We start from the raw sequence: 16606 nt of genomic DNA, 5'->3' as shown, positions 1-16606 counted from the left end.
GCGGCCTCATACCGCGCGACTCCAGAGCCTCCGCGTACTTCTCGAAGAGCGCCGTCGGAGCCACAACCCACGTGGAGGCGGTGAGTTCCTGCAACTTGAGTAGGTACCTCGCGGCGAGCGTCATGCGGTCTCGCTTGCGCTGACACGCAGCTTCAAAGCGCTCTGCATCCGACATGGGCACGCGCTGCGTGCGGACGGGCGACGGTCCCGCTGGGGCGGTCTTGCAGAGATTCTTGATGACGCTCATGAAGTAGTTCGCGACGCGCGTTGGCTGGGCTTCTGTGATGAACAGGCGCAGGTCTTGGTGTGGCCGTCCGGCGTTGTGGTCCTCCGGAAGGGCGGCGATGTGGTCCTGGAGCTCGTCGGCGAGCCGGATGTAGCCCGCGAGGGTCGGGGCGCCGACGGGCTTGGCCAAGTCGGCGAGGTCGTAGCCGCACGCGCGGAGGTCCCGGCCGACGTTCAACACCGGGAACCAGATCTCGGCGAGCGTGAGTGGTCCGGGAAGCTCGAATGACGGTCCCTCGTAGATCTTGTACTGCACGGGGCGGCGGGCAATGACGGAGTGGCGGCGGTCGCGGCCGTCGACGAGCGCGGCGGTGCGGGCGGTGGCGACAGTGATGCAGTCGGCGAATGTCGGGTGCGGCGGGGTCGCCACGGGGTACCTCCTTTGGCGATGCGGCGGGGTGTGGCATCGGTGAAGTGGGCCAGGCGCGTGACGGGTGCTCGCTGCTGGGCGAGAAACTTCTGAGCGTCGGCCTAGCGCGCCGGGGCGCCGGGCGGGACCAGCCGGGCGAAGCCATGGAGGCGTGTCTGCAGTTGACGGTAGTGGTGGAAAACCGTCACTTCACTATTGCGCTAGTAGAGAAGAAGAAGCTATGAGCGGTAATAGTGAAGTGACGGTTAATCGTCAGAACCACCACTTGAGACACGCTCGGGGGTGTCGCTCGGAGCCTCGTCCGCGTCCTTCCCGGCGCTGGGCATGCCGACACCCCCGGAGCCGCCGCGCATCCAGTCGCCGCGACCCCGAGGCCGTACCCCTGTCATCCCTCGGGAAAGGACCGCCCGCGCGAGCCACACGCGGACACTTGCTAAGTGGGCCAGCAACCCGGCTTCTGCTCACGAAGTCCCACGATGCGGACTAGCAAAGTAGTGGCGTCAGCCACTCGCCGGGGCGAAACCCAGCGGTGACAGGCGAGCCGGCTGGAGGTCGTCATCCAGTTGGGGCGACTCGCGCCAGGGCAATGCGGGCTCCGAGGGCGCAGGGAAGTTGTCGTGTTCGGCACCGAACGCGAGCCCCGTCCACTCGCCTGCCGTGGTGGCCATTTCTCTCCCCAGCAGGCGAATCTTGTGGTGTAGAAGCGGCGGGCGCTGCGCCATTTGCCGCTCGGAATTGGTGATACCGAGCAAGTCCGGACAGGATGACCCGTCCGTCGTAGCCGAGGAAGCCCACATAGTTGCCCAGTCACCCCAGGGGCCGCGCGGAGACGCGAATTATCCCGGCGACGTCGATCACCATGAAAACCTGATTCTGCTCTGCCGAATCCATCACAAGATGATCGACGACCAAGTCAATGAATGGACCGTCGACAAGCTGAGAGATACCAAACGCAGCCATGAATCGTGGGTCGAGGAGCGCCTGCGCGCCACGCCCCAGCGAGTCCAGCTGATCCCTGACCCCGGTTTCCCGAACCCCAAGGACATCAGGTACGACCTCATCATTTCCGGTGCGCAATTGTGGAATCTCCTAAGTGGCGCAAAGTCGTGGAGGTTCAGATATTCACAGGAAGGTGCTGAGGAAGAGGTTGATGAGATGGTCGGAATGCTGGACGAGCTCCAGGATTGGGCGGACATCTCGGGTGACCTGTTTGGGCTTAAACAACAGCGCGATGCTGTCAAGCGGTTCGAGGAGATCGTGCTTCGGGCGGCTGAAATTGGCTACGTCATCTATGCGCGCGAGCTCGCACTCCTCATGACCGGCGGTGCATACGAGGAACCGTGGTCCTGGAAACAGGTCGAGGTGTATGCACCGCGAGCGACAGTGCTCTTTGATGAGGTGGCCAAGCACATGAACTCCGCACCAGCCGATGACGGGGAAGGTACGGCCGCGCCGGAGCCGGGCCAGCCGGGCGCGTAGACGACGAGGGCGACGCCCCGGGACCATCACCCCGGAACGCCGCCCCTCGGTCGTCAGCTGGTCGTCAGTTGCGCCAGTGGATATCAACGCGATCGGGATCGATACCCCGCCGCCCGCGAACGCCTGGCTTGACCACGATGTGCTGAAGCGCGGACGACAGCAGGTCGCGCCGTCCGTCGGTGTCGCGCTGCTCCCATGCCTCCGCGAAGGTCATACCGAGGCTCACGTACTCGACCTCGGGTTCATCAGGCATGGCCAGCAGCTCGCGGCGCTTGGCCTTGAGCGTGCGGAGGTCCGACATCAGCTCGGCTTCGCGCTCGTCATCGTCCACGTCGGCGAGTTCCGCCGTGGTCGACTTGATGGCGGCTTCGGTCGCGGCCAGCTCGGCGATCTCGCGAACCGTCTCGCGGGCTTCGACGACTTCGAGCTTGCCGACCGTCGCGAGGAACGTGCGCTCCACGTGCTCTTCAAGCCGTTCGGCGACGATGGATGTCGCGCGGGTGCAGCCGGTGCCGTCCGAGCGGCCGTGGCAGGCGTACCGCGTGACGGGGTTGTGTCCGCCGGTCTTGTTGACCCGCATGGAACCGCCGCACGACGAGCACCGCAACAAGCCCGACAGCAGCCGGGCGCGCCGCTTGCGCTCGCCGCCTGGCGTCTTTGTCGGTGCGAGCAGCGCGCGGAGCCGCAGCACGTCCTCTTCGGGGAGTAGCGGTTCCCACACCTGCACCGGCTGGCCGTCGGCGTCGGTGACGACCTTCCCCTTGTGCGTCATGTGGCCGAGCGTCGCCGCCTGGGTGAGGACGATACGCAGCGACGTCATCGACCACGCCTTGGCCTTGCGTGGGACCGAGCCGGCTTCGTTGAGCACGTTGGTCGCGTAGTAGACGGACTTGCCGCTCAGGACCAGGTCGGCGGCCTTGCGGACGTACGCGGCTTCGACCGGGTCGACCTCAAGGGCCTTTCCGGCGCCGTCGGTGTTGTCAACGATGCGGTATCCGTACGGTGCCGAGCCTCCTGGCCATCGCTGGGCCTTCACCAGTGCGGCGCGGGCGGCCGTCACACGGTCCCGGATGGTGGCCGCTTCGAACTCGGCAAACACGCCGAGCAACTGGAGCAGCATGCGACCGGCTGACGTCGTCATGTCGAACGGTTCCGTAGCCGAAACCAGCGACACGTCGGTCTTCGCCCACTCCTCAGTGAGCGACGCGAGGTCGGACACGGACCGGGCGACGCGGTCGATGCGCCAGACCATGACCGTGTCGACGCGACCGGCGGCGACGGCGTCCCGTACCCGGGCAAGGCCAGGACGGTCGAGGCGGGTCTTGGTGGCGGATACGTCGACGTCCTCGATGATGTCGGCGAGGGCCCATCCTCGTGCGTGGCACGTGGCCTGTATGACCTCTCGCTGGCGTTCGATGGACGTGCTCTCGTCCGTTGCCTTGGAGATCCGGGCGTACCCGATGACCCGTCTCGGCGCATGCTCAGTTGTCATGCGGGTGATGGTAAGACACGGCGAGGCGGTGTCGAGGAGCATGAGTCGTCCGGTCACGCTCGCATCATGCCGCACGGTACTGACAGCCGGCCCCGGCTTCGGAACGCGTTGCGCGATGCGCATCGCCGTGAGGCCGGCCACTTCCGAGTTTGCCTCGGCTTGACCTGGGGAGGCGCGCCCTCGGAGCGAAGGTGGTGCACATTTCAACTGTTGCCGACTCTTCGTCTCCTGTCCCTGCCCCCGCGGACGAGAGGTACGCGTGTCAGCCAGGCTTGAGGCGGAGCACCTGTTCAAGGTGTTCGGCAGACGACCGGACGAGGCGGTGGAGCGCCTGAGACGGGGCGCCGATCGAGAGGAGCTGCGCGCCGACGGCACCACCGCCGCCGTCATCGACGCCTCCTTCCGCGTCCGGGCCGGCGAGATCTTCGTCGTCATGGGGCTGTCCGGCTCCGGCAAGTCCACCCTCCTGCGCATGCTCAACGGCCTGCTGGAGCCGACCGCGGGCAGCGTGCGCTTCGACGGCCAGGACCTGACCGCGCTCACCGACCGCCAGCTGCGCGAACTGCGCTCGAGGAAGATCAGCATGGTCTTCCAGCACTTCGCGCTCTTCCCGCACCGCAGCGTCCGGGACAACGCCGCCTACGGCCTGGAAGTGCAGGGCGTGCCCCGCGCCGAGCGCGATCGCCGCGCCGACGAGGCGCTCGCCCTGTGCGGCCTGGCCGGCTGGGAGACGTCCTGGCCCGACGAGCTGTCCGGCGGCATGCAGCAGCGCGTCGGCCTCGCCCGCGCCCTCGCCACCGACGCCGACCTGCTGCTGATGGACGAGTCCTTCAGCGCCCTGGACCCGCTGATCCGCCGGGACATGCAGGACCAGCTCCTGGAGCTGCAGAAGACCCTGAGGAAGACCATCGTCTTCATCACCCACGACCTCAACGAGGCCATGCGGCTCGGCGACCGCATCGCCGTCATGCGCGACGGCCGCATCGTGCAGACCGGCAGCGCCGAGGACATCCTGCTGCGCCCGGCGAACGACTACGTCGCCTCCTTCATCCAGGACGTCGACCGCTCCCGCGTGCTCACCGCGGGCGCCCTCATGGACGCCTCCGTCACGGCCGACGCCCCGCTGTGCGGCTGCGAGACCGCGACGCGTCAGACGCCGTTCACCGAGCTGTGCGCGATCAGCGCTCGGCTGTCGCACCGGGTCTCGGTCGTGGACGAGGAGAACCGCGTCATCGGCGTCGTGCCGAGGCAGCGGCTCGTCGGTTTCCTCGGAGACGAGACGGACGGGCCCGCGCCCTGCGACAACCCGGACGGGAAGGTGATCAGCCGTGCCTAGGATCCACCTCGGCGACTGGGTCGACTCCGGCGTCGACTGGCTGGTCGGCCACCTCTCCTGGCTCTTCGACGCCGTCAAGGCCGTGATGGAGGGCATGTACAACGGCATCGACGCCGTGCTCGGCGCGCCCGAGCCGCTGCTGATGGCGGGCATCCTCGCCGTCGTCGCCTGGTGGCTGCGCGGCCTGCTCGCCGGTGTCCTCGCCTTCGCCGGCTTCGCCCTGGTCGACTCGCTCGACCTGTGGGACCGGGCCATGTCCACGCTCGCCCTGGTCCTCGTGGCCACCGTGATCGCCCTGGTGATCTCGCTGCCGCTGGGCATCTGGGCCGCCCGCTCCAGGGCCGTCAGCGCCGCCGTGCGGCCCGTCCTGGACCTGCTGCAGACCATGCCGTCGATGGTCCTGCTGATCCCGGCCATGCTGTTCTTCGGTCTCGGCACCGCCGCCGGTGTCGTCGCCACCCTGATCTTCGCGCTCGCCCCGGGCGTCCGCATGACGGAGCTGGGCATCCGCCAGGTCGACGCGGACCTGGTCGAGGCCGCGGAGGCGTTCGGCACCAGCCCGCGCGACATCCTGTGGCGCGTCCAGCTGCCGCTCGCGCTGCCCACCATCATGGCCGGCGTCAACCAGGTGATCATGCTGGGCCTGTCCATGGTGGTGATCGCCGGCATGGTCGGCACCGGGGGCCTCGGCGGCGCCGTCAACGAGGCCATCGGTCGGCTCGACATCGGCTACGGCTTCGAGGCGGGCGTCGGCATCGTCGTCCTCGCCATCTACCTCGACCGCATCACCGGCGCCCTGGGCACCCAGCTCTCCCCGCTGGGCCGCAGGGCCGCCGCCAAGGTCCGCACGCGCGCGTGGTCGTACCGGCCGCGCCCGGCCGTCGCCGTCGTCGGTGTGGTCGTCCTGGCCCTGGTCGCGGGCGGGATGGGCGTCTTCGGTTCCGGCACCGGAACCTCCGAGGCCTCCGGCGCGGACGTCGGCAAGGGCAAGGAGATCAGGATCGGCTACATCCCCTGGGACGAGGGCGTCGCCTCCACCTTCCTCTGGAAGGAGATCCTCGAGGAGCGCGGCTTCAAGGTCACCACCACCCAGTACGCGGCCGGCCCGCTCTACACCGGTCTCGCCACCGGCCAGGTCGACTTCGAGACCGACTCCTGGCTGCCCACCACCCACGCCGAGTACTGGAAGAAGTACGGCAAGCGGCTCGACGACCTCGGCTCGTGGTTCAGTCCCACCTCCCTCGAGCTGACCGTCCCGTCGTACGTGAAGGACGTGAACTCCCTGGCGGACCTGAAGGACCACGCCTCCGAGTTCGGCGGGAAGATCGTCGGCATCGAGCCCAGCGCGGGCGAGATGGGCCTGCTGAAGAACAAGGTCCTCAAGGAGTACGGCCTCCAGGGCAGCTACGACGTGATCGACGGCTCCACCCCGGCCATGCTGGCCGAGCTGCAGCGCGCCTATGCCAGGAAGCAGCCGGTCGTCGTCACCCTGTGGTCCCCGCACTGGGCCTACAGCGACTACGACCTGAAGAAGCTCAAGGACCCCAAGGGGGCCTGGGGCAAGGGCGACGGCGTGCACACCCTCGCCCGCAAGGGCTTCGCCGGCGCCAACCCACAGGTCGGCCGCTGGCTGAGAAACTTCTCCATGACCGAGAGGCAGCTCACCGGCCTGGAGGCGCAGATCCAGAAGGCCGGCAAGGGCAAGGAGCAGGACGCCGTCCGCACCTGGCTGCGCGGCCACCCGGACCTGGTCGACAAGTGGGCCCCGGTCGCCAAGGACAGCAGCAGCCAGGCGGCCGGGTGACCTGACCGTCCCGGACCGTCGCCCGAGGGGCGGGCGCCGCCGTACGCCGCAGCGCGCACGGCCGCGCCCGCCCCTCACGGCATCCCCTACGGGAAGAATCCGGCCAATCACCCAGAGTAATGACGTTCCCCGGTGGACATGTTCATCCCCAGGGAGGAACCGTGGAGGGAGCCGCCTGGGCACCTGCCGGGTGCCTCTCGCACTGGCGTGAACCGAGAGGGTGCGGGGGCGCCGGCATGTCAGGGATGTGACAGCCGCGTGAAACGGTTTGCCGAACATGCGTAGGGTGCAGAGAAGTCATCAGGAGAGAGCCGCCCCCGGGCGGGGCACCCGTAAGCAGCGGCACGAGGCGTGAGGGAGGGAGCCGGAGCGATGGGCGACCACAAAGAGCAGCAGCCCGTACGGGTGGGCGCGGCCGTCCGCCGGCGCCGCCGTGCGCTGGAACTGACCCTCGCGGTCGTCGCCGAGCGCACCGGGCTGTCCGTGCCGTTCCTCAGCCAGGTCGAGAACGACCGGGCCCGGCCCAGCCGCAGCTCCCTGGAGAAGCTGGCCGACGCCCTGCGCACCACGGCCGTCGAGCTCCTCGCCGCCGCCGACCCGGCGGCCAGCGTCGACGTCGTACGCGCCGACCCGGTAGCCGAGGGCGGCTTCGACGCGCGGACGCGTTCCCTGGTGCGCGGCCACCACCAGCTGCACGCCTCGGAGTTCACCGGTGACCACGACGCGGGACGCGAGTTCCAGCACCGCAACGACGAGCTGATGTACGTCGCCGACGGCGCCGTGGAGATAGAGGCCGAGGGCCGCGCCTACCGCCTCGGCCGCGGCGACACCCTCTACCTGACCGGCGGGGTCCGCCACCGCTGGCGGGCCACGGTCCCCGACACGCGCGTCATCGTCGTGGCGGTCGCCGAACACATCGAGGCCGTCCAGGACCGGACCCGCTAGTGCGGGTCGTCTCCCTCGTGCCGTCGCTCACCGAGGCGGTCGCCGTCACCCTGCCCGGGGTGCTGGCCGGCGCCACGGACTGGTGCAGCCACCCCGCGGACCTGGACGTCGCCCGGATCGGCGGCACCAAGAACCCCCGGCCGGACCGGATCATCGCGCTCGCCCCCGACCTCGTCCTCGCCAACGAGGAGGAGAACCGCGCCCCCGACCTCGACGCCCTGCGCACCGCGGGCCTGGAGGTGCTGGTCACGCAGGTGCGGAGCGTGCCCCAGGCCTTCACGGAGCTGGACCGCGTGCTGACCGCCTGCGGCGCCCCCGGCCGTCCGCGCTGGCTGGATGCCGCGGAGGCCGCCTGGACGGCCCTGCCCGAGCCCGAGGAGCGCAGGACGGCCGTCGTACCGGTGTGGCGCCGGCCCTGGATGGTCCTCGGCCGGGACACCTTCGCGGGCGACGTGCTGGCCCGCCTCGGCGTGGACCACCTCTACACCGGCCACCCCGAGCGCTATCCACGCGTCCCGCTGGAGGAGTTGCGCGCCGCCGGGCCGGACCTCGTGGTGCTGCCCGACGAGCCGTACCGGTTCACCGCCGGCGACGGACCGGAGGCCTTCCCCGGCCTGCCCTGCGCCCTGGTCAGCGGGCGGCACCTGACCTGGTACGGCCCGTCCCTGGCCCAGGCGCCGCGGGTGCTGGCTTCGGCGCTGCGGGCGGCTCACCGCTGAGCAGGCCGCGCATGGCCTCTGAATCGCCGCGAGCCGACCGCGAGGACGGCGCCCGGACGGCAGCGAGGACGACGCCCGGACGGCAGCGAGGACGACGCCCGGACGGCAGTGAGGACGGCGCAGGGCGCGGGCACTCGTGGCCAGGGGGTATACCTCCCCCAGGGCATAAGCTGGTCTTATGAGCGAGGAGGGGCAGCGCGAGGCCGTGGGATCGCTGGCGCACCGGGTGCCGGACCTCGCCGCGCTGGAGCTGCTGCTGGCGGTGGCGCGGCTGGGCAGCCTCGGTGCGGCGGCACGGGAGGTCGGCATCACCCAGCCGGCCGTCAGCAGCCGGATCCGCTCCATGGAACGGCAGTTGGGCGTGGCCCTGGTCGACCGCTCGCCGCGCGGTTCACGGCTGACGGACGCGGGCGCCCTGGTGACGGACTGGGCCCGGCGCGTGGTGGAGGCGGCGGCCGCCTTCGACGTGGGCGCGCGGGCGCTGCGCGACCGGCGGGACTCCCGTCTGAGGGTCGCGGCGAGCATGACGATCGCCGAGTACCTGCTGCCCGGCTGGCTCCTGGCGCTGCACGCCGAGCGCCCCGACACGGCGGTGTCGCTCCTCGCCGGCAACTCGGCGAAGGTCGCGGAACTGCTCATGGCCGGGGAGGCCGACCTCGGGTTCGTGGAGGGCGTGACGGTCCCCGCCGGCCTGGACTCGGCGGTCATCGCCCATGACCGGCTGATCGTCGTCACGGCCCCCGGCCACCCCTGGGCCAGGCGCCGGCGCCCGCTGACCGCGGAGGAGCTGGCGGCCACCCCGCTGATCCTGCGCGAGCGCGGCTCAGGCACCCGCCAAGTCCTGGACACGGCCCTCGGCGGCCTCGCCCGCCCGCTGATCGAACTGTCCTCGACGACGGCGGTGAAGGCCTCCGCGGTGAGCGGAGCGGGTCCCTCGGTGCTCAGCGAGCTCGCGGTGGGCGAGGAGCTGGCGATGCGCCGCCTGGTCAGCGTCCCGGTGGAGGGCGTGTCGCTGCACCGCGACCTGCGAGCGGTCTGGCCGACGGGCCACCGGCCGACCGGACCGGCCCGGGAACTGCTGTCGCTGACACGGGGGTGACGCTGCGGGGCGGCAGCCGCCGTCTGCAGGCGAGGGTGCAACTGCTCGCCTCGCCGACGGGGCGCCTGGCCGGGCTCGGGCCCCGCGCTCACCCGTGCCGCGCGGGGCTACCTCGGGACGAACGGCACCGTTGATGCGCGACCGTGGCTGCGCGGCGCGCTCCCGGCGTGGGACGGTGCAGCTCCCCAGGGGCGCGGGGAAGCCCTCCGCTCAGCCCGCGGCAGCGACCAGCGCCCGCATCACCCGCATGTCCTCGCCCATCTCCGGGTGCCACTGCACGCCCAGTGCCCAGCCCCGCTCCGCCGGCAGCTCGAGCGCCTCCACCGTGCCGTCCGCCGCGTGGGCCGAGGGCACGAGACCCGTGCCGAGGCGGTCCACGGACTGGTGGTGATAGGTCGGCACGGTCGTCTCCTCGGGGACGATCGCGGCGTACAGCGTGCCCGGCACCGGCTTCACCGGGTGGCCGCCGAACACGCCGACCGCCTCCGCGTGCCCGTCGAGGTGCTGCACCAGCGTCCCGCCGAGGGCGACGTTCAGCAGCTGCATGCCCCGGCAGATGCCCAGCAGCGGCACACCGGCGTCCAACGCGGCCCGGATCAGGGCCAGTTCCCAGGCATCTCGGGCCGGGGCCGGCGGGCCTGTGCGGGGGTCGCGCCCGGCGCCGTACCGGGACGGGTCGACGTCCGGACCGCCCGCGATCACCAGCCCGTCGAGCCGGGCCACCGCCGCCGCGGCCAGCTCGGGCTCGTCGGGCGGCAGCAGGGCGGCCAGTCCCTCCGCCCGCTGCACCAGTCGCGGGTACGCGGCGGGCAGCAGCGCGGCCTCCAGCTCCCAGACGCCCCACCGGGCGCCGGCCTCGAGATACGTGCTCACACCGATCAACGGCCGTCCGGTCACGCCGCCCTCCCTAGAAGTCCCCAGGTCATTCAAAGGTACACTTGCATACCTTTGCGGAGCGGGCTCAGGTCAGAAAACCCCGCAGCAGCGCCGCGGTGCCCGCGCAGTGCTCGCGCGTCATCTCCCGTGCCCCGTCCGCGTCCCCGTCCAGCACCGCCTCCACCAGTGCGGTGTGCTGCCGCTGCGAGTGCTCCAGGTTGCGCACCAGCAGCGGGATGCAGTCGAGCAGGTCGTTGACCGTGGCACGGACCGCCGCGTACTGCGCGGCCAGGGAGGGGGAGCCGGACAGCTCGGCCAGCGTCAGATGCAGCAGCGTGTCCCGGCGGCGGTACTCGCCGAGCGGCGCGTCGTGCGTACGGGCCAGCGCCGCGCGCAGCCGCTCCGCCCGCTCGCCGGCCAGCCCGTGCGCGGCGCACAGGCCGGCCGCGCCCACCTCCAGCACCTCGCGGAAGCGCAGCACGTCCTCGACGTCGACCTGGGCGATCCGCCGCCGCAGCTCGTCCTCGCCGCCCGCGTCGGCGCGCGGCAGCACGAACGTTCCGCCGTAGCGTCCGCGCCGCGACTCCACCAGCCCCTGGTCCTGCAGCACCTTCAGCACCTCGCGCAGCGTCACCCGGCTGATCCCGAGCCGCTCCGCCAGGTCCCGCTCGGCGGGCAGCCGCTCGCCGCCCGGCACCAGGCCGAGCCGCACGACCTGGAGGATCTGCTCCAGCGCCTCCTCGAAGCCGTTGCCCGCCCGCACCGGCCTGAGCACCGGTGCGAGCCGGTCGCCTGCCCCCCGGGCCTCGGTCTCCCGCGACATCCGGCCCCCTACCCTTCCCAAGCAATGGTTCTGAGCAATACCTTATGGCTCCCGGCCCGGCCGAAGAAGCGCGAAAGCGCCGAAGGAGGCTCTCGTGGCAGACCGCACACCCCCGCTCAGCGCCGAGGAACTGCACGCGCTGGTCGCGAGCGGTGAGATCGACACCGTCGTCCTGGCCTTCCCGGACATGCAGGGACGACTGCAGGGCAAGCGGTTCGCCGCCCGCTTCTTCCTCGACGAGGTCCTGCACCACGGCACCGAGGGCTGCAACTACCTCCTCGCCGTCGACACCGACATGAACACCGTCGACGGCTACGCGATGTCCTCCTGGGACCGGGGCTACGGCGACTTCGCCCTGCACCCCGACCTCGCCACCGTGCGCCGCATCCCCTGGCACCCGGGCACCGCCCTGCTCCTCGCCGACCTGGCCTGGGACGACGGCTCGCCGGTCGTCGCCGCGCCCCGCCAGATCCTGCGTCGCCAGCTCGCCCGGCTCGCCGAGCTCGGCTACACCGCACAGGTCGGCACCGAGCTGGAGTTCATCGTCTTCAAGGACAGCTACGAACAGGCCTGGGAGGCCGGCTACCGGGGGCTCACGCCCGCCAACCAGTACAACATCGACTACTCCATCCTCGGCACCGGCCGCATCGAGCCCCTGCTGCGCCGCCTGCGCAACGACATGGCCGGCGCCGGCCTCACCGTCGAGTCCGCCAAGGGCGAGTGCAACCCCGGACAGCACGAGATCGCCTTCCGCTACGACGAGGCCCTCGTCACCTGCGACCAGCACGCCCTGTACAAGACCGGCGCCAAGGAGATCGCCGCCCAGGAGGGCGTCTCGATCACGTTCATGGCCAAGTACAACGAGCGCGAGGGCAACTCCTGCCACATCCACCTCTCGCTCGCCGGCGCGGACGGCGGCAACGCGATGGCCGGGGACGGCCCCGGCGGCATGTCCGAGGTGATGCGCCACTTCCTCGCCGGACAGCTCGCCGCTCTGCGCGACTTCTCGCTCCTGTACGCCCCCAACATCAACTCCTACAAGCGGTTCCAGCCCGGCTCGTTCGCGCCCACCGCCGTCGCCTGGGGCCACGACAACCGCACCTGCGCCCTGCGCGTGGTGGGCCACGGCCGCTCCCTGCGCTTCGAGAACCGCCTTCCCGGCGGCGACGTCAACCCGTACCTGGCTGTCGCCGGACTCGTCGCCGCCGGCCTCTACGGCATCGAGCACGAGCTCGAACTCCCCGACCCCTGCCCCGGCAACGCCTACACCGCGGGCTTCGAGCACGTCCCGGCCACCCTGCGCGAGGCGGCCGAGCTGTGGGAGAACAGCCCGATCGCGAAGGCCGCCTTCGGCGACGAGGTCGTCGCCCACTACCGCAACATGGCGCGCGTCGAACAGGAGGCCTTCGACGCCGCGGTCACCGACTGGGAGCTGCGCCGCTCCTTCGAACGCCTGTGAGGCATCACGTGTCGCACCCCTACGAACTCGACGTCCTCAACCCCGCCACGGAAGAGGTGATCGCGACCGTACCCGGCGCCGTCGAGCAGGACGTGGAGGCGGCCGCGAGCCGGGCCGAACGGGCCCAGCGGCGCTGGGCGGCGCTGCCCCCCGGCGACCGGGCCCGGCTGCTGCGCCGCTTCGCCGCCGTCGTCGACGACCACCTGGAGGAACTCGCCCTGCTGGAGGTCCGCGAGGCCGGCCACACCCTCGGCAACGCCCGCTGGGAGGCCGGCAACGTCCGCGATCTGCTGGACTACGCGGCCGGCGGAGTGGAGCGGCTGACCGGCCGGCAGATCCCCGTCGCGGGCGGGCTGGACGTCACCCTGCTCGAACCGCTCGGCGTGGTCGGGGTCATCGCCCCCTGGAACTTCCCCCTGCCGATCGCCGCCTGGGGCACGGCGCCGGCGCTCGCGGCGGGCAACGCGGTCCTGCTCAAGCCCGCCGAGACCACCCCGCTCACCGCCCTGCGCCTCGCCGAGCTCGCCGCCGAGGCGGGCCTGCCCGAGCACCTGTTCCAGGTCCTGCCGGGCCGCGGCGACATCGCGGGGGAGGCCCTCGTGCGCAACCCGCGCGTCGCCAAGATCGTCTTCACCGGCTCCACCCGGGTCGGCCGGCGCGTCATGGCGCTCTGCGCCGACCGGGCCAAGCGCGTGACCCTCGAACTCGGCGGCAAGAGCCCCAACGTGGTCTTCGCCGACGCCGACCTGCAGGCCGCCCTCGACCCGTTCTCCTTCCTGGACAACTCCGGCCAGGACTGCTGCGCGCGCACCCGCATCCTCGTCCAGGAGAGCGTGCTGGAGGAGGCCCGGGACGTCCTGGCCGACGCGCTGGCCGCGGTGGTCGTGGGCGACCCGGCCGACGCCAAGACGCAGATGGGCCCGCTGATCTCCCGGCAGCAGCTCGACCGCGTACGGTCCTACGTCCCCGCGGACGCCCCCGCCCTGCGCGGCAGCGCCCCCGACGGCCCGGGCTTCTGGTTCCCGCCGACGGTCCTGACGGGGGAGCGGCACGACGGCGCGGCGGCCCGCGACGAGATCTTCGGCCCGGTCGCCGTCCTGCTGCCGTTCACCGACGAGGAGGACGCGATCCGGCTGGCCAACGACACCCCCTACGGTCTGTCCGGCTCCATCTGGACCCGGGACCTCGGCCGTGCCCTGCGCGTCTCCCAGGCCGTGCGCGCGGGCAACCTGTCCGTCAACTCGCACTCCAGCGTCCGCTACTGGACCCCGTTCGGCGGCTTCAAGCAGTCCGGCCTCGGCCGCGAACTCGGCCCCGACGCCCTGACCGCCTTCACCGAGACCAAGAACGTCTTCATCAGCACGGAGGGCCCCGCGCAGTGACCGAAGAAACCCAGGAACCCGTCTGCCGCCGCCTGGTCGGCCGTACCGCCGTCGTCACCGGAGCCGGCAGCGGCATCGGCCTCGCCACCGCCCGCCGTCTCGTCTCCGAGGGCGCCCACGTGGTCTGCGCGGACGTGGACGAGACCCGCGGCAAGGCCGCCGCCGACGAGGTCGGCGGGCTCTTCGTCAGGGTCGACGTCACCGACCCCGAGCAGGTCGAGGCCCTGTTCAAGGCGGCCTACGACACCTACGGCAGCGTCGACGTCGCCTTCAACAACGCCGGCATCTCCCCGCCCGACGACGACTCCATCCTGGAGACCGGCCTGGAGGCCTGGAAGCGCGTCCAGGAGGTCAACCTCACCTCCGTCTACCTGTGCTGCAAGGCCGCCATCCCCTACATGCGCCGCCAGGGCAAGGGGTCCATCATCAACACCGCGTCCTTCGTGGCCCGGATGGGCGCCGCGACCTCCCAGATCTCGTACACGGCCTCCAAGGGCGGCGTCCTGGCCATGTCCCGGGAGCTGGGCGTGCAGTTCGCCCGGGAGGGGATCCGGGTCAACGCGCTGTGCCCCGGGCCGGTCAACACCCCGCTTCTGCGTGAGCTGTTCGCCAAGGACCCGGAGCGGGCCGCGCGCCGCCTGGTGCACATCCCGGTCGGCCGGTTCGCCGAGGCCGAGGAGATCGCCGCCGCCGTCGCCTTCCTGGCCAGCGACGACGCCTCCTTCGTCAACGCCACCGACTTCCTGGTGGACGGCGGCATCGCGGGCGCGTACGTCACGCCCCTGTAGGCCGGCCGGTCACAGGAACGTCTGCCCCTCGCCCCGGTAGGTGGGCACGGTGGCCGTCACCGTGTCCCCCTCGACGAGGTGCAGCGCCTCGAACCGCTCGCACAGCTCGCCCGCCTTGGCGTGCCGGAACCACACCTTGTCGCCGATCAGCAGGTCGTCGGCGGGCGAGCCGAGCAGCGGGGTCTGCACCTCGCCGGGACCCTCCTGCGGGTCGTAGCCCAGCCCCTCCGGCAGGTACGGCACCGGCAGCCGGTCGCGTCCGGCGGCGCCGGAGGCCGGGTAGCCGCCGCCCAGCACCGTGACCACCCCCACGCCCGGCCGCCGGACGACGGGCTGGGCGAAGAGTGCGGCCGGACGGCCCGTGAAGGACGTGTAGTTGTCGAACAGACGCGGCACGTACAGCCCGGAACCGGCCGCGATCTCGGTGACCGCGTCCTCGGCGGCGGTGTGCTGCACACTGCCCGTGCCGCCGCCGTTGACGAACTCCAGGTCGGGCGCGACGGCCCGCACCTGGCGCACCACGGCCGCGCGCCGCTCGGCCAGTTCGCGCCGGGCCGCCGCCTGCATCAGCCGGATCGCCCGGGAGCGCAGCGGCCGTCCGGCGACCGCGTCACCCACCCCCGCGATGTGCCCCTCGTACGCCATGATCCCCACCAGCCGGAAACCGGGGCGGTGGGCCACCGCCCGGGCGAGCTCGGCGATTTGGGCGGGGGAGTGCAGCGGCGAGCGGCGCGCGCCGACCCGCACCCGGCCGCCGAGCAGCCGCAGCGAGGTGTCCAACTCCAGGCAGATGCGCACCACTTCGCCCCCGCCGTCGCGGGCGGCGTCGATCAGATCGAGGTGCACGGGGTCGTCCACCATCACGGTGACGGCGCCGGCGAGCTTGGGATCGGCCGTGAGCTCCGCGAACCCGGCCCGGTCGGCGGAGGGATAGGCCAGCAGGATGTCGTCGAACCCGGACCGCGCGAGCCACAGCGACTCGGCCAGGGTGAACGACATGACGCCCCGGAAGCCGTCCCTGGCCAGGACGCGCTCCAGCAGGGCACGGCAGCGCACGGACTTGCTCGCGACCCGGACCGGCTTGCCGGCGGCGCGGCGGACCAGGTCGGCGGCGTTCGCGTCGAAGGCGTCCAGGTCCACGATCGCGAGAGGGGCGTCGAGATGGGCGGTGGCCCGGTCGTAACGGGCCCGGTCGGCGGCGCGCGCAGTCATGACGGAAGCCTGCCAGACGCGATTACCGCAGGGTAGGGGGACGTTCCGGGCAGATGCCGCGGGGGTGCGGACTGGTTCCGTCTCCGTCCCCGGCAACCCGTAGAGTGACGCGCACGTACGGCGGAACGCGCCCGGCCGGCCGGCTGAACCGGGATGCCGGTCCGGCCGTACGGGTATGCGTGCCCGGACGGAGCTTCCGCACCGGGCCCGGCCGAGCAGCTGCGGCGGCCCGCGTACGAGGAGACGGCCCGGGCACGAGGAAACGGGGGGTGCATGAGCACGGAAGCACGCCACGCCCCCGTCCCCCCGCGTCCCTCGACCCCGCCCGGCACCGACCCCGAACCGGGTACGACGGCGCGCACGGGCGGAACCAGGGGGACCGGCCCCGGAAGGGCCGACGGCACACAGCCGGCCCGAGCCGGACACGTCTCCGCCGGATCCGCCGCATCCCGAGCCGCCGCGACGCCGGACACCGACCTGGGCGACGAGCCCTCCGTCTTCGCCCCGCGCCCGCCCGCCGGAACCTCCGCACGCGAC

15 protein-coding genes and 2 pseudogenes are annotated in these 16606 nt (G+C 71.8%); 11 read left to right on the top strand and 6 right to left on the bottom strand.

From position 1 onward, the window contains the following. Both ACLU3S_RS29225 and ACLU3S_RS29220 read right to left on the bottom strand, forming a co-directional pair. Positions 1-655 (bottom strand): hypothetical protein (locus ACLU3S_RS29225; protein ID WP_413954962.1); only part of this gene is annotated, 655 nt, incomplete at its 3' end. Between the two features lie 500 nt (positions 656-1155). Next, positions 1156-1407, bottom strand: a complete 252-nt coding sequence (locus ACLU3S_RS29220; protein ID WP_413954964.1) for a hypothetical protein — start codon at positions 1405-1407, stop codon at positions 1156-1158. On the opposite strand from ACLU3S_RS29220, the pseudogene ACLU3S_RS29215 reads away from it, so the two are divergent. Both ACLU3S_RS29215 and ACLU3S_RS29210 read left to right on the top strand, forming a co-directional pair. After that, a pseudogene (locus ACLU3S_RS29215) lies at positions 1313-1504 on the top strand (hypothetical protein); the annotation flags it as partial. The gene ACLU3S_RS29220 and the pseudogene ACLU3S_RS29215 overlap by 95 nt on opposite strands. A gap of 48 nt (positions 1505-1552) precedes the next feature. Continuing rightward, positions 1553-2134, top strand: a complete 582-nt coding sequence (locus ACLU3S_RS29210; RefSeq protein WP_413954963.1) for a hypothetical protein — start codon at positions 1553-1555, stop codon at positions 2132-2134. Between the two features lie 64 nt (positions 2135-2198). On the opposite strand, the gene ACLU3S_RS29205 is transcribed toward ACLU3S_RS29210, so the two are convergent. Further along, complete coding sequence (locus ACLU3S_RS29205; RefSeq protein WP_413954961.1) at positions 2199-3683, bottom strand: recombinase family protein; 1485 nt, start codon at positions 3681-3683, stop codon at positions 2199-2201. Between the two features lie 202 nt (positions 3684-3885). Between ACLU3S_RS29205 and ACLU3S_RS29200 the strand changes: the two genes are divergently transcribed. The 5 genes from ACLU3S_RS29200 to ACLU3S_RS29180 all read left to right on the top strand — a co-directional run bounded on the left by ACLU3S_RS29200 (position 3886) and on the right by ACLU3S_RS29180 (position 9529). Beyond that, the gene (locus tag ACLU3S_RS29200) at positions 3886-4962 is read left to right on the top strand and encodes a quaternary amine ABC transporter ATP-binding protein (RefSeq protein ID WP_413954960.1); all 1077 of its coding nucleotides are present in this window, start codon (positions 3886-3888) and stop codon (positions 4960-4962) included. Further along, entirely contained in the window at positions 4955-6766 is a 1812-nt protein-coding gene (locus ACLU3S_RS29195; protein ID WP_413954959.1) for an ABC transporter permease/substrate binding protein, read from the top strand. Before ACLU3S_RS29200 ends, ACLU3S_RS29195 begins: the two co-directional genes overlap by 8 nt. 372 nt (positions 6767-7138) lie before the next feature. Further along, positions 7139-7711: a helix-turn-helix domain-containing protein gene (locus ACLU3S_RS29190; protein ID WP_413954958.1), complete on the top strand. Its 573-nt coding sequence runs from the start codon at positions 7139-7141 to the stop codon at positions 7709-7711. After that, positions 7711-8430 carry a helical backbone metal receptor gene (locus tag ACLU3S_RS29185; RefSeq protein WP_413954957.1) on the top strand — a complete coding sequence of 240 codons (720 nt, stop codon included), beginning with the start codon at positions 7711-7713 and terminating at the stop codon, positions 8428-8430. Before ACLU3S_RS29190 ends, ACLU3S_RS29185 begins: the two co-directional genes overlap by 1 nt. Positions 8431-8608: 178 nt before the next feature. Further along, positions 8609-9529, top strand: coding sequence for a LysR family transcriptional regulator (locus tag ACLU3S_RS29180; protein ID WP_413954956.1), 921 nt, complete (start codon positions 8609-8611; stop codon positions 9527-9529). A gap of 210 nt (positions 9530-9739) precedes the next feature. Here ACLU3S_RS29180 and ACLU3S_RS29175 read toward each other — a convergent pair whose 3' ends face one another. Further along, on the bottom strand, positions 9740-10426 hold the full coding sequence (locus ACLU3S_RS29175; protein WP_413954955.1) for a gamma-glutamyl-gamma-aminobutyrate hydrolase family protein: 687 nt from the start codon (positions 10424-10426) through the stop codon (positions 9740-9742). Between the two features lie 64 nt (positions 10427-10490). After that, positions 10491-11228 carry a FadR/GntR family transcriptional regulator gene (locus tag ACLU3S_RS29170; protein WP_413954954.1) on the bottom strand — a complete coding sequence of 246 codons (738 nt, stop codon included), beginning with the start codon at positions 11226-11228 and terminating at the stop codon, positions 10491-10493. Positions 11229-11322: 94 nt separating this feature from the next. On the opposite strand from ACLU3S_RS29170, the gene ACLU3S_RS29165 reads away from it, so the two are divergent. Genes ACLU3S_RS29165 through ACLU3S_RS29155 form a run of 3 tightly spaced genes read left to right on the top strand, consistent with a single transcriptional unit; the run spans position 11323 to position 14857 of the window. Then, positions 11323-12687, top strand: coding sequence for a glutamine synthetase family protein (locus ACLU3S_RS29165; RefSeq protein WP_413954953.1), 1365 nt, complete (start codon positions 11323-11325; stop codon positions 12685-12687). 8 nt (positions 12688-12695) lie between these two features. After that, positions 12696-14069 carry an aldehyde dehydrogenase family protein gene (locus ACLU3S_RS29160; protein ID WP_413954952.1) on the top strand — a complete coding sequence of 458 codons (1374 nt, stop codon included), beginning with the start codon at positions 12696-12698 and terminating at the stop codon, positions 14067-14069. Continuing rightward, on the top strand, positions 14066-14857 hold the full coding sequence (locus ACLU3S_RS29155; RefSeq protein ID WP_413954951.1) for a 3-oxoacyl-ACP reductase: 792 nt from the start codon (positions 14066-14068) through the stop codon (positions 14855-14857). Before ACLU3S_RS29160 ends, ACLU3S_RS29155 begins: the two co-directional genes overlap by 4 nt. A gap of 9 nt (positions 14858-14866) precedes the next feature. On the opposite strand, the gene ACLU3S_RS29150 is transcribed toward ACLU3S_RS29155, so the two are convergent. Then, entirely contained in the window at positions 14867-16069 is a 1203-nt protein-coding gene (locus tag ACLU3S_RS29150; RefSeq protein ID WP_413954950.1) for an amino acid deaminase/aldolase, read from the bottom strand. 273 nt (positions 16070-16342) lie between these two features. Here ACLU3S_RS29150 and ACLU3S_RS29145 point away from each other — a divergent pair. Further along, positions 16343-16606, top strand: a pseudogene (locus ACLU3S_RS29145) (hypothetical protein); the annotation flags it as partial.

The organism is Streptomyces sp. AF1A, from assembly GCF_047340315.1.
In the GTDB taxonomy this organism is placed as follows: Bacteria; Actinomycetota; Actinomycetes; order Streptomycetales; family Streptomycetaceae; genus Streptomyces.
This window is presented reverse-complemented; position numbering and strand designations above follow the sequence as displayed.